Annotated in this window: 13 protein-coding genes and 1 pseudogene; 12 read left to right on the top strand and 2 right to left on the bottom strand. The window is 27.4% G+C overall.

Features of this window, described 5'->3' with window-relative positions; translation table 11 throughout:
* Window positions 1-62 precede the first annotated feature (62 nt).
* The 8 genes and pseudogenes from SY27_RS02915 (at window position 63) to SY27_RS02880 (ending at window position 8245) form a co-directional block, all read left to right on the top strand.
* A complete protein-coding gene (locus SY27_RS02915) occupies window positions 63-812 on the top strand; it encodes a Rossmann-like and DUF2520 domain-containing protein (RefSeq protein ID WP_045967233.1) in 750 nt (249 codons plus the stop codon).
* On the top strand, window positions 805-1332 hold the full coding sequence (locus tag SY27_RS02910) for an HAD family hydrolase (protein WP_045967231.1): 528 nt from the start codon (window positions 805-807) through the stop codon (window positions 1330-1332). The genes SY27_RS02915 and SY27_RS02910 overlap by 8 nt, the downstream gene beginning before the upstream one ends.
* 54 nt (window positions 1333-1386) lie before the next feature.
* Window positions 1387-1623 (top strand): annotated as a pseudogene (locus SY27_RS19260) (four helix bundle protein).
* A 190-nt stretch (window positions 1624-1813) separates the two neighbouring features.
* The gene (locus SY27_RS02900; protein WP_045967230.1) at window positions 1814-2755 is read left to right on the top strand and encodes a geranylgeranylglycerol-phosphate geranylgeranyltransferase; all 942 of its coding nucleotides are present in this window, start codon (window positions 1814-1816) and stop codon (window positions 2753-2755) included.
* Window positions 2748-3329 carry a Maf-like protein gene (locus SY27_RS02895; protein WP_045967228.1) on the top strand — a complete coding sequence of 194 codons (582 nt, stop codon included), beginning with the start codon at window positions 2748-2750 and terminating at the stop codon, window positions 3327-3329. Before SY27_RS02900 ends, SY27_RS02895 begins: the two co-directional genes overlap by 8 nt.
* Window positions 3322-3858 (top strand): mechanosensitive ion channel domain-containing protein, encoded by a 537-nt coding sequence (locus tag SY27_RS02890; protein ID WP_045967226.1) that lies wholly within the window; start codon window positions 3322-3324, stop codon window positions 3856-3858. Before SY27_RS02895 ends, SY27_RS02890 begins: the two co-directional genes overlap by 8 nt.
* A 99-nt stretch (window positions 3859-3957) precedes the next feature.
* On the top strand, window positions 3958-6402 hold the full coding sequence (locus tag SY27_RS02885) for a PIG-L family deacetylase (RefSeq protein ID WP_045967222.1): 2445 nt from the start codon (window positions 3958-3960) through the stop codon (window positions 6400-6402).
* 109 nt (window positions 6403-6511) lie between these two features.
* Window positions 6512-8245 (top strand): sodium:solute symporter, encoded by a 1734-nt coding sequence (locus tag SY27_RS02880; protein ID WP_045967220.1) that lies wholly within the window; start codon window positions 6512-6514, stop codon window positions 8243-8245.
* A 102-nt stretch (window positions 8246-8347) separates the two neighbouring features.
* Here SY27_RS02880 and SY27_RS02875 read toward each other — a convergent pair whose 3' ends face one another.
* Window positions 8348-9199, bottom strand: a complete 852-nt coding sequence (locus tag SY27_RS02875) for a DUF2911 domain-containing protein (protein WP_045967218.1) — start codon at window positions 9197-9199, stop codon at window positions 8348-8350.
* Window positions 9200-9340: 141 nt separating this feature from the next.
* On the opposite strand from SY27_RS02875, the gene SY27_RS02870 reads away from it, so the two are divergent.
* Window positions 9341-9808 carry an SRPBCC family protein gene (locus tag SY27_RS02870; RefSeq protein ID WP_045967216.1) on the top strand — a complete coding sequence of 156 codons (468 nt, stop codon included), beginning with the start codon at window positions 9341-9343 and terminating at the stop codon, window positions 9806-9808.
* 23 nt (window positions 9809-9831) lie between these two features.
* Entirely contained in the window at window positions 9832-11118 is a 1287-nt protein-coding gene (locus SY27_RS02865) for a deoxyribodipyrimidine photo-lyase (RefSeq protein ID WP_045967214.1), read from the top strand.
* On the opposite strand, the gene SY27_RS02860 is transcribed toward SY27_RS02865, so the two are convergent.
* A complete protein-coding gene (locus SY27_RS02860; RefSeq protein ID WP_045967212.1) occupies window positions 11115-11771 on the bottom strand; it encodes an HAD family phosphatase in 657 nt (218 codons plus the stop codon). The two genes, SY27_RS02865 and SY27_RS02860, sit on opposite strands and share 4 nt — an antisense overlap.
* 103 nt (window positions 11772-11874) lie before the next feature.
* On the opposite strand from SY27_RS02860, the gene SY27_RS02855 reads away from it, so the two are divergent.
* Entirely contained in the window at window positions 11875-12417 is a 543-nt protein-coding gene (locus tag SY27_RS02855; protein ID WP_045967210.1) for an RNA polymerase sigma factor, read from the top strand.
* Between the two features lie 30 nt (window positions 12418-12447).
* Window positions 12448-12852, top strand: a complete 405-nt coding sequence (locus SY27_RS02850) for a hypothetical protein (RefSeq protein ID WP_045967208.1) — start codon at window positions 12448-12450, stop codon at window positions 12850-12852.

The raw sequence follows: 12852 nt of genomic DNA, 5'->3' as shown, positions 1-12852 counted from the left end.
AATTAAATAAGATTGACTTATCCTTAACAATGTCTTTTCTAAAAAAGTAGTATTTTAGCCTCATGATTAAAGTTGTAATTATTGGTAACGGAAATGTTGCCCAACACCTATTAAAAGTAATGTTAAAAACAGACGAAGTAACTATCGTTCAAGTTTTTGTTCGTAATAAAAATAATATTTCTCATTTAATTACCGAAAATCGAATTACTTCAAATTATGACGAAATTGAAGAAGCGGATGTTTATATTATTTCAGTTTCTGATAATGCTATTGCAGAAGTTGCAAGTAATTTGCCTTTTAAAAATCGTTTAGTGGTACATACATCTGGTACTTCTGAACTTTCCGTTTTAGATAATAAGAATAGAAAAGGTGTTTTTTATCCTTTGCAAACGTTTAGTAAATCTAAAGTTGTAGATTTTTCAACTATTCCAATTTGTTTGGAAACGGAAAATGAAAGTGATTATAAAACTTTAGAAATATTGGCAAACTTAATTTCAAAAAAAGCCTATGCTATTTCGTCTGAACAACGTAAAAGTTTACATGTAGCTGCTGTTTTTGTGTGTAATTTTGTGAATCATTTATATCAAATTGGAAATCAAATTTGTAACGAAAACAGAGTCCCATTTGAAATATTGCAACCTTTAATAATTGAAACTGCTAATAAAATAACTGAATTATCTCCAAAAGAAGCACAAACTGGACCAGCGTTGAGAAATGATACTAAAACCATTGAAAAACATATTGAATTTCTACAAAATTCAAACTATCAAGAATTATATAAATTATTAACCCAATCGATACAAAATGTCTAAAAGTTATAAAGAACTAATGAACGAAATCACTACTTTCATCCTTGATGTTGATGGTGTACTTACAGATGGAACTATTCATGTTACACAAACAGGTGAAATGCTTAGAAATATGAACATTCGTGATGGATATGCCATGAAAGCGGCTGTTGAAAATGGTTATACCGTTTGTATTATTTCTGGTGGAAGTAATGAAGGAGTACGTGTTCGTTTACGTAATTTAGGAATAACTGACATCCATTTGGGGGTTTCCGATAAAGTAGAAACCTTTAAAGAATTTATAGATATTTACAATATTAAACCTGAACAAGTGTTATATATGGGTGACGATATTCCGGATTATCATGTAATGAAATTAGTAGGTTTACCAACATGTCCTCAAAATGCAGCTCCAGAAATTAAAAATTTAAGTAAATATATTTCTCATATCAATGGAGGAAATGGATGTGTACGAGATGTTATTGAACAAGTAATGAAAGTACAAGGAAAATGGATGGCTCATTTTGATGCTAAATATGATTAATTTAAAGTAATCAGTTATTAGTGTTCAGTTTATTAGCAATAAAATTTAATTGAAATGAAATATCAAGACTCATTGGCTTATAAAAAAAGTTTTGAAATGGCTATGTTAATTTTTAAAATATCTAAGTTCTTTCCACAAGAAGAAAAATATTCTTTAACTGATTAAATTAGAAGGAGTTCAAGAAGTGTTTGTGCTAATATTGCTGAAGCCTATAAAAAAGAGATTATCCAAAAGTATTTTCGTAGCAAGTTAACCGATTGTGATGCTGAAAATTCAGAGACGCAAACTTAGCTTGAATTCTTTAAAGCTTGTGAATACATTACTAATAATGTTTACCAATCTTTGATTGAAAGAAATAATAAAAAAGGAAAACTAATAAATTATATGATTCTAAATCCTACAAAATTTGGTGTAAAATCAGATAAATAATTGACCACTATTCACTGATTACTAAATACTGACCCTAATTACTAAAAAAAATATGAAATACTTAAAATTAATACGCTTTCAAAACCTACTTATACTTGCTTTCATGCAAGTACTTTTTCGATATACATATTTAAAATCGGCAACTTATACAAATTTAACACCAACAAACAATTTTCTGTCTCTTTCAACTTTCCAATTTATACTATTAGTTCTCTCAACAGTTTGTATTGCTGCTGCTGGATATGTGATTAACAATATAATAGATCAAGAGAATGATGAAATTTCGAAACCAAAAGATAGAATTGTAGGGAAATCAATTTCTGAAAGTATAGCTTATAATATTTATGTAACTTTAAATATTATTGGTGTAGGAATTGGATTTTACTTATCAAATGCTGTTGGTAAAAAAGGCTTATTTACTATTTTTATTTTTATAGCAGCTTTATTGTATATTTATTCAACATATCTCAAAAGAATTCTAATCATAAGTAATATTACAGTTGCTTTCATTCTATCCTTCAGTATAATTATTCTTGGCGTTTTTGATTTATTTCCAGCTACTTATGAAGGAAACACAATCCAAATGAGACAAGCTTTTGGAGTACTATTTGATTATGCAATATTCGCCTTTATTATTAATTTTATACGAGAAATTATAAAAGATATTGAAGACACTGATGGTGATTATGCTTCAGGAATTCAAACCTTACCTATTCTTTTAGGAGAAACTAGAACAGCAAAACTAGTTAGCTTTTTAATTCTTATTCCTATTATTCTATTAATTTATTACATTAATGAAAACTTATTAGATTATGATTATGTGTTATATTATGGATTATTATTTATTGTAGGTCCTCTACTCTATTGTATTATTAAACTATGGAGCGCAAAAACCAAGCAAGATTTTAAACATTTAAGTTTAGTTTTAAAACTAGTTCTTTTCTTTGGAATTTTATCGATTGCTGTTGTAACTTATTCTATAAAAAATGCTTAAAGACAAATTAAATCAATATAATATCATTTTAGCTTCTGGTTCACCAAGAAGACAACAATTTTTTAAAGAAATGGATGTTCCTTTTACTATTCAACTAAAAGAAGTTGAAGAAATATATCCAGATACTCTAAAAGCAGAAGAAATAACGAATTTTTTATCTGAATTAAAGGCAAATGCTTTTGAAAACCTTCAAGAAAAAGACATTTTAATCACAAGTGACACAATTGTTTGGCATGAAGAGAAAGCACTAGGTAAACCAAAAAATTACGATGATGCATTTAAAATGTTGCAATCTATGTCGGGAAAAACGCATAGAGTGATTACATCTGTTTCTTTTAAAACTAAAAATAGAGTAGAAACAATTCACGAAATAACTCATGTAACATTTAAAATGTTATCAGATTTAGAAATAACTTATTATTTGGATCATTACAAACCATTTGATAAAGCAGGGTCTTATGGTATTCAAGAATGGATTGGTCTAATAGGCATTTCAAAAATTGAAGGTTCATATACAAATGTTGTTGGTTTACCTGTTGAAAAAGTTTATTCAAAACTGTTAGATTATGCTTAAATTTATTGAAAACCCATATTTACATCAAGAAATACTAACATTCATTGCTATTTGTATTTTCTTTATTTTGAAATTATTCTCTTCGGAAGTAGTTAAAAAATTTGCTCGGGTAAATGAATCTTTAGAACATAGAACAAATCTTGTAATTAAATACATTAATATCCTACTTGGATTATTAGCTATTTTTTCAATCATTATAATTTGGGGTGTAGAAAAAGAACAAATTTTCATTTTTGTATCATCAGTTTTTGCAGTTGTGGGTGTTGCTTCTTTTGCACAATGGTCTATTTTAAGCAATATTTCAGCTGGAATTATCTTATTCTTCTCTTATCCATTCAAAATTGGAGATAAAATAAAAATATTAGATAAAGATTATCCTTTAGAAGGAGAAATTGAAGATATTAAAGCCTTTTATATTATTTTAAAAACAAGTGATGATGAACAAATTACCTATCCAAATAATTTATTAATGCAAAAAGGAATTCTTATTGTGAAATCAAATTTTGAAGATCAAGAATTTACAGATTAAAATCATCTTATAAAATAATGTTAAAAAGGAAGAATTTAAATCTTCCTTTTTTATTTTTAAGCCTAATTTTAAATTTAGAGTTTTAAAAACTATAAAAAAATGATAAAAAAATATCCTTTATTCCTTTTACTTTTTACTCTTTTCGTTCAAGCACAAGCTCCCAAAAAACCAAACTCTAATGAAATTTATGAAGCCATTCAAAAATTAAATTTTTTAGGAAAAGTACTTTATGTAGCCGCTCATCCAGATGATGAAAACACTCGATTAATTACTTATTTCGCTAATCATTATCATGCTGAAACAGCTTATCTATCACTTACACGTGGAGATGGTGGTCAAAATTTAATAGGACCTGAATTAAGAGAAAAATTAGGAGCAATAAGAACGCAAGAATTATTAGCTGCCCGAAATATTGATGGTGGAAACCAATTTTTTACTCGTGCTAATGATTTTGGCTATTCAAAAGAACCTAATGAAACCTTTTCTATTTGGAACAAAGAGCAAGTTTTAGAAGATGTTATACAAGTAATGGAAACATTTCAACCAGATATTGTTATTAATAGGTTTAATCATAGAACTCCTGGTACAACTCACGGACATCACACAGCTTCTGCAATATTGAGTTTAGAAGCTTATAATAAATTATCAACAAAGCCAAGTAGAGTCTTTTTTAATACATCATGGTGGTTTTATGGGAGTGAAGAAGCCTTTGAAAAAGCAGATAAATCAAATTTATTAACATTTAATGCAAATGTATATTATCCACTAAAAGGAAAAAGTAATCATGAAATTGCAGCTTTAAGTAGAAGCCAACATAAATGTCAAGGTTTTGGAGCAACAGGTTCAAGAGGGAGTGAAACAGAATATTTAGAACTTTTAAAAGGAAGTTTACCTAATGCTTCTAATATTTTTGAAGGAATTGATACTTCATGGAATAGAATAAAAAATGGAGCAACAATTGGACAAATATTAAATAAAATTGAAGTAAATTTTGATTTTAAAAATCCATCTAATCATATTCCTGAATTAGTTAAAGCCTATCTATTAATTCAAAAATTAGATGATAGTTATTGGAAAACAACCAAAACCAATCAAATATCTAAAATTATTGAAGCTTGTAGTGGTTTATATTTAGAAGCCATTACTTCAACCGAAAAAGCTACTAAAAATGAAACTATCACAATAAATTTTGAAGCGATAAATAGAAGTAATTCAAATGTAAAACTTTTAAATATTTCTATTCTTAATCAGAATAAGAAGACAGAAAACAAAGTATTACTAAATAATGAAAAAGTAAACTTTGAAGAAAAAAACTTTAAAATTCCAAATACAATTGAATACACAAATCTATTTTGGTTAAAAGAAAAACCAACTGTAGGAATGTATCAAGTATCTAATAAATCTATTAGAATTCTTCCAGAAGAAAAATTACAATTTCCTATCATTTTTTCGATAGAAATTGAAGGAACAAAAATCGATTTTGTGAAAAATTTAGTCTATAAAAAAAATGATCCTGAAAAAGGAGAAACTTATATCCCTTTTTCAGTTTTACCGGAAGTTACATCTGAAATAGTCAATAAAGTTTCCATTTTTAATAATAATGAACCAAAAGAAATTATAGTAAAATTAAAATCTAATAAAGAAAATAGTAAAGGAACTGCAAAGTTAATTTTAGATTCTAGCTGGAAAGTTGAACCAAAAGAAATTCCTTTTTCAATTGCTTCAAAAAATGAGGAAAAAACAATCTTATTTAAAGTTTTTCCACCAAAAAATGAAAGTAGCACCGATTTTTCTGTTGAAATAAATACCAATACTGAAAAACATCAATTAGAATGTGTAGAAATTAAATATGATCATATACCAAAACAAACTATTTTACAACCATCAGAAGGAAAATTAGTAAAACTAGACATTCAAATTAAAGGTAAAAATATTGGCTATCTAATTGGCGCTGGAGATGAAGTTGGTAAAAATTTAGAAAATATTGGATATCAAATAACATATATCAATCCACATGAAATTTCTGTTGAAAATTTAAATAAATTCGACGCTGTAATCTTAGGAATTAGAGCATTTAATACTATTGAAGAGCTAAAATTTAAAAACAAAGAACTTTTTCAATATGTTTCAAATGGCGGAAATTTAATTGTTCAATACAATACAACTAATGGGTTATTAACTAAAGAAGTTGCTCCTTATGAATTAGTAATTTCTAGAGATAGAGTAACAAATGAAAAAGCAAAAATCACTTTTCTAAACCCAAATCATCCTGTTTTAAATGCACCAAATAAAATAACTACTAAGGATTTTGAAAATTGGATTCAAGAGCAAGGTTTATATTATCCAAATAAATGGAGTACTTCTTTCACTCCTATTTTAAGTGCAGCAGATGAAGGAGAAAATCAAAAGGAAGGTGCACTTTTAATTGCAAAACATGGAAAAGGAAACTATATTTATACTGGCTTAAGCTTTTTTAGAGAATTACCAGAAGGTGTTTCTGGAGCTTATAGACTACTTGCTAATTTAATATCATTAGACAAATAACTTGCTATGGAAGAAAAAAATAAATGGAAAAGAAGTTACAATTTTGTGTTACTTATAAATGCATTATACATTTTGATTTTCTATATTTTAATGGAAATTTACTCTTAATATGGAAAATTTAGATTGGATTGTACTATCGTGTACACTACTTTTTATTGTTATTTACGGTGCATTAAAAACGAAAGGAAGCGCAAATGTAAAAGACTATCTTTTAGACAATAACGAAACACCATGGTTCACCGTAGGCCTTTCTGTTATGGCAACGCAAGCCAGTGCTATTACTTTTTTATCAACTCCAGGTCAGGCTTATCATGATGGAATGGGATTCGTTCAGTTCTATTTTGGTTTACCACTTGCAATGATTGTTATTGCTTATACTTTTATCCCTATATATCATAAATTAAAAGTATATACTGCTTATGAATATTTGGAGCAACGTTTTAATGTAAAAACTCGTACTCTTGCTGCTGTTCTTTTTCTTTTTCAAAGAGGCTTAGGAACAGGAATTACGATTTATGCACCATCTATTATTCTTTCTGCATTATTAGGATGGAATCTAACAATGCTTAATATTATTATAGGTGTTTTAGTAATTATTTATACCGTAACAGGTGGAACAAAAGCAGTAAACGTAACTCAAAAGCAACAAATGTTTGTTATCATATCGGGAATGTTTATTACCTTTTTCTTAATTCTTGATTATTTACCTGAAGACTTAGATTTTACAAATGCACTCCATGTAGCTGGAGCCAATGGTAAAATGGATATCCTAGATTTTTCATATAATCCTGAAACACGTTACACCTTTTGGAGTGGAATTACAGGTGGATTTTTCTTAATGTTATCTTATTTTGGAACAGACCAATCACAAGTTGGACGTTATCTTTCTGGAAAATCAGTAAAAGAAAGTCAAATGGGATTAATAATGAATGGATTTTTAAAAGTTCCAATGCAATTTTTTATCCTTTTAACTGGTGTTTTAGTTTTCGTATTCTTTCAATTTAACGATACACCTTTGCATTTTAATCCAAATAATGTTAATAAAGTAAAAGAATCTACTCATAAAAAATCTTATGAAAATTTAGAAAGTGAATTAGATCATATTAATGAAGAGAAAAAAGTAGTTAATAAAATTTATATTGAACAACTTCAGCATAATGATTTTGACAATCCTACATTAAGAAAACAAATGGTTGCACTTTCATTAAAAGAAAAAGAGTTAAGAGAAGAGGCAAAAGAAATAATTAAGAAAGTAGATACTGGTTCTGAAACAAATGATAAAGACTATGTTTTTCTATATTTTATTTTACATTACTTACCAAAAGGATTGTTAGGATTATTGTTAGCTGTAATTTTTAGTGCCGCAATGTCTTCTAGTGCTTCAGGATTAAACTCTCTTGCAGCAACAACAGCAATAGATTTATATAAAAGGAATGTAAATGATAAATCTGATAAACACTATGTTTATGCTACACAATACTTTACGCTATTTTGGGGAATTATTGCTATTGGTTTTGCCTGTATAAGTTCCCTTTTTGAAAACCTAATTCAGTTAGTAAATATAATCGGTTCTGTTTTTTATGGAACTGTATTAGGCATCTTCTTAGTCGGATTCTATATTAAATATATAAAAGGTGAAGCTATTTTTATAGGAGCATGTATAAGTCAAACACTTATTTTTATTATCTATTATTTTGCTATTCATATTCAACCAAATGATAGTGAAAAGCTAAGTTATCTATGGCTAAACTTCATTGGTGTTTTACTAACTTTAGTTATTTCATCTATTATTCAATTAATTTTAAATAAAACCAAACAAGAAACTGAAATAAATAATAGTTAAAGAATAAAACAACTCTTAAATCTATTATGAGTATTTTCAATAGTAAACAAAAAAATCCGAACTTTTTAGAAGTTCGGATTTTTTATTTATAGTTTTAAATGATTATTTAGACCATTCTGCAATACTATCTTTATTCATTTTTTCATAATCAGCATTTCCTGCTTTAACCGCTGCATTCAAAGAAGATTTAGCTGTAGCAATTGCTCCTTTTTTATCTCCTAATTTCGCTTGAATCAATGATTTTAAACGTAAATACCAAAATGGTGTATCTGCTCCTGTTGGAGTCATTTCAACAGCACTATTTATCCAAGTTAATGCTTTATTTAAATCATTATTTGATTGGTAATAATATTGAGCCGCTGAAAAATAATCTCTAGAAGTTGGTCCAGCTAACGCTTTTTCTATACTATTCATTGCTATTTCATTTGTAGGAACAGTAAATGGAACAGAAACAGTTGTTCTTTCCCACGCTAAATCTAAAGTAGCACTATCATTTGTTAAACTATTTATTGAAATAGTAAATGATTCTACAGATTTATTCAACGTTTCAGGTTTTACAGTAGTTCTTAAAGCTACTTTACTTTCATCCCATTTTTCTGGTAATCCCCAATTATCTGTTGCTGTATAAAAAATTACATCCCAACTATCTGCTTTTGGAGTTGTATATAAAGCATACTTCCCTTTCTTTAAATCTTTACCATTAACTTTAATGTCTTCATCAAATGAAATTACAGTATTGGCATTTGCTCCTGTTCTCCAATTCTTTCCATAAGGAACTAAATCTCCGTAAACTGTTCTCCCTTTTGCTCCTGGTCTTGAATAATCTATTTTTACATTTGTTAAACCTACAACCTGATCCACTTTTGCAGCAGGACTTGCTTGTGGAGTTTCTACTTGGGCATTAATTGTTAGCGTAGATAATGCAAACAATGCCATTATGAATACCTTTTTCATCTTGATTTTTATTTGTATAAGTTATAATTATGAATTTTTACGAAATTACTAAAAATGTAGAATGAATATGTTAAGCTATTCCTAAAATTAAAAAATATTTGTTTAATATTTTTATATATTTGTTAAACAAAACATTCTGTAGTGAAAATTTATACACTTCATAAAAAACAAAATTTACCCATTACATTAGATGAAGCTTGGGAGTTTTTATCAAATCCAAAAAATCTAAAGATAATAACTCCTGATTATATGGGATTCAACATATTATCTGGTGCTGATAAACCTATGTTTTCTGGGCAAATGATACAATATATTGTTACTCCTATTTTAGGTATTCCAACAAAATGGGTTACTGAAATTACTCATGTTCAAGACAAAAAATATTTTGTAGATGAACAACGTTATGGACCATATTCTCTTTGGCATCATAAACATTTTTTAAAAGAAATTCCAGGTGGAATAGAAATGGAAGATATTATTGATTATAAGATTCCAATGGGTATTTTAGGTCAATTAGTTCATCCAATATTAGTAAAACCTAAACTCGATGAAATTTTTGAATATAGACGAAAAAAATTGATTGAGTTATTTGGTGAATTTCAACATTAAAATTAAGCTATAAAATATCAATAATGACAATATTCTGGTTTAGAAGAGATTTAAGATTACAAGATAATGTAGGGTTATTTCATGCACTTTATGAAAATAATTCTATTTTACCTATTTTTATTTTTGATCCTGCTATTCTTTCTCAATTACCTAGAAATGATTCACGGGTTACTTTTATTTATAATCAATTAAAAAACATTCAATCACAATTAAATCAGGTTGGAAAATCATTGGCTATTTTTTTTGATGATCCAAAAACAGTATTTGAAAAACTAATTACTGAAAATAAAATAACATCCGTTTATACTAATCATGATTACGAACCATACGCTCGAAAACGCGATAAAAATATTTATCAGATTTTAAAAGCAAATGATATTTCATTCAAAACATTGAAAGATCAAGTTATTTTTGAAAAAAATGAAATTGTAAAAGATGATAATTCACCTTATGTAGTTTATACTCCCTTTTCAAAAAAGTGGAAACAAAAATTAAGTACTACTACTCTACTCTATTATAATTCAGAAGATTTTTTAGATAAAATTGTATCACATTCTTATTCATTTCCTTCATTAGAAACTATTGGATTTGAAAAAAGTGCTTTAAAAATTTCAAAATTTGATATTTCAGAAAAACTTATAGAAAATTACGAGAATACTCGAAACTTCCCTAGTTTAAATGGAACATCAATGTTAGGAGTTTATCTTAGATTTGGAACTATATCTGTTCGTGAAATGGTTAAAAAGGCACAACTATCTAAGAATGAAACTTTCTTAAATGAACTCATTTGGAGAGAATTTTTCATGCAAATACTTTGGCATTTTCCTCATACCATAAATCAAAGTTTTAAACCTAAATATGACGCAATAATTTGGGACAATAATGAAGCTCTATTTCAAAAATGGTGTGAAGGAAAAACAGGATATCCATTTGTAGATGCTGGAATGCGAGAATTAAATGCAACAGGACACATGCACAATAGAGTGAGAATGATAGTTGCTAGTTTCCTTTGTAAACACTTATTAATAGATTGGCGTTGGGGAGAAACTTATTTTTCAACAAAACTATTAGACTATGAACAAGCTAGTAACGTTGGTAATTGGCAATGGGCAGCAGGTTCTGGTGTTGATGCTGCTCCTTATTTTAGAATTTTTAACCCAACAGAACAAATTAAAAAATTTGACAAAGACTTAAAATATATTAAAAAATGGGTTCCAGAATTAGAAACATCAAACTATCCAAAACCCATTGTTGATCATAAAGAAGCACGTGAAAAATGCTTAAAAAGATATAAAGAAGCCTTAAATTAAAAACCTTTTTTTAAATTTAAAACATCTAGTTCATTGAAATGGTTAACTATTCTATCGGCTTTAGCTAAATCTTGTAGATTAGAGTTACTACTTCTATAACCGACACAATAAATATCCGCAGCTTTTGCTGCTTCTACTCCATTTGTACTATCTTCAATAACAATACAATTTTCTTTTGGATGTATTGACAAACTTGCAGCATGCAAGAAAATAGCAGGATGTGGTTTTGATTTTGGAAAATCTTCACCACTTACAGTATGTGTAAAATATTGATGTAAATTGAAACGATTAAAAACTCTTTGAATTGTACCTTTTGAAGCTGAAGATGCTAAAATTAATTCAACTTCATTATAATGTAATTCTTTTATTAAATCTTCAACTCCTTCTATTAAATGTAAGTCTTCTTTAGTATCAAAAGCATCATTAAAGAGGAAACGTTTTCTTAGAATTAAATCTTCAACTTCATGTTGCAATTGAAAATTTTCTTTAACTTTTTGAAAAACATTTCGAGTAGAATTTCCTGTAAATGAAGCATATAACTCATCACTAACTTCAATTTCTAATTCTTCAAAATGTTTATAATAAGCATATTTATGAACGGGTTCTGTATCTACAATTACACCGTCCATATCAAAAATAACTGTTTTAAGCATTGTTGTATTGTGTTGTTTGTGCAAAAATAGTATTTATAATTTTCATTTCAGAAGGATTAAACCTTTTTCGTTATCTTTAGTCTAAAGATTAAAACATTATAAATTGCAAGACGAAAAAGTGTTTATTGAAGCTTTACTAAATCCGAAAACGCAACAAGAAGCTTTTCGGGAATTATTGCAATTATATCAAAAACCATTGTATAATCATATTCGGAATATTGTATTAAACCATGATGATACTGATGATATTTTACAAAATACTTTTATAAAAATATTTCAAAATATTTCAAAATTTAAAGGAGAAAGTAAATTGTTTTCTTGGATTTATAGAATTGCAACAAATGAAGCTTTAAATTTTTTACAACAAAAATCTAAAAAACAAGGTATTTCAAATGAAGAAGTACAACAAAAAGCATTAAATAAACTAGAAAGTGATGTTTTTTTTGATGGTGATGAAATTCAATTAAAATTACAAAAAGCAATAGCTATATTACCTGAAAAACAACAATTAGTCTTTAAAATGAAATATTTTGAAGAGCTAAAATATGAAGAAATATCAGAAATTGTAGATACATCTGTTGGAGCATTAAAAGCTAGTTATCATTTAGCTGTTAAAAAAATTGAAGAATATTTAAAAAAGAATTAAACCATTTATAGTTAATTTTGTCCTATATATATGAAAGATTTAAAATTAGATAATGAACCGAAAGTAAAATCTGGATTTAAAATTCCCGAAAACTATTTTGAGCAATTTGAAGAGAGGATGATGATGCAATTGCCTAAAAAAGAAACAAAAGTAGTTTCTATATTTCACAGAAAACAAATATGGTTTTCAAGTATAGCCGCTGTTTTATTAGCAATGATTGCTATTCCTGTTTATTTTAATTTATCAAAAGCTAAACCTTTAGAAACAGCCACATTAGAATCTTATTTAAGCACGGAATATTCTACTTATGAAATTGTAGATAGATTGTCTAATGAGGACATAATTGCTTTAGAGGATGATTTGTCTCTTAATGATGATGACATTGAAGCTTATTTATTAGACACACAAAACTTAGATTACTATTTAAATCAATAA

Source organism: Flavobacterium sp. 316, assembly GCF_000967805.1.
GTDB lineage: Bacteria > Bacteroidota > Bacteroidia > Flavobacteriales > Flavobacteriaceae > Flavobacterium > Flavobacterium sediminilitoris.
The sequence above is the reverse complement of the archived record's forward strand: the minus strand, read 5'-3'. Positions and strand labels throughout refer to the sequence as shown.

Coding starts and splice junctions, on each gene's coding strand:
- SY27_RS02915 (WP_045967233.1), top strand. CDS start 63: ATGATTAAAGTTGTAATTATTGGTAACGGAAATGTTGCCCAACACCTA.
- SY27_RS02910 (WP_045967231.1), top strand. CDS start 805: ATGTCTAAAAGTTATAAAGAACTAATGAACGAAATCACTACTTTCATC.
- SY27_RS02900 (WP_045967230.1), top strand. CDS start 1,814: ATGAAATACTTAAAATTAATACGCTTTCAAAACCTACTTATACTTGCT.
- SY27_RS02895 (WP_045967228.1), top strand. CDS start 2,748: ATGCTTAAAGACAAATTAAATCAATATAATATCATTTTAGCTTCTGGT.
- SY27_RS02890 (WP_045967226.1), top strand. CDS start 3,322: ATGCTTAAATTTATTGAAAACCCATATTTACATCAAGAAATACTAACA.
- SY27_RS02885 (WP_045967222.1), top strand. CDS start 3,958: ATGATAAAAAAATATCCTTTATTCCTTTTACTTTTTACTCTTTTCGTT.
- SY27_RS02880 (WP_045967220.1), top strand. CDS start 6,512: ATGGAAAATTTAGATTGGATTGTACTATCGTGTACACTACTTTTTATT.
- SY27_RS02875 (WP_045967218.1), bottom strand. CDS start 9,199: ATGAAAAAGGTATTCATAATGGCATTGTTTGCATTATCTACGCTAACA.
- SY27_RS02865 (WP_045967214.1), top strand. CDS start 9,832: ATGACAATATTCTGGTTTAGAAGAGATTTAAGATTACAAGATAATGTA.
- SY27_RS02860 (WP_045967212.1), bottom strand. CDS start 11,771: ATGCTTAAAACAGTTATTTTTGATATGGACGGTGTAATTGTAGATACA.
- SY27_RS02850 (WP_045967208.1), top strand. CDS start 12,448: ATGAAAGATTTAAAATTAGATAATGAACCGAAAGTAAAATCTGGATTT.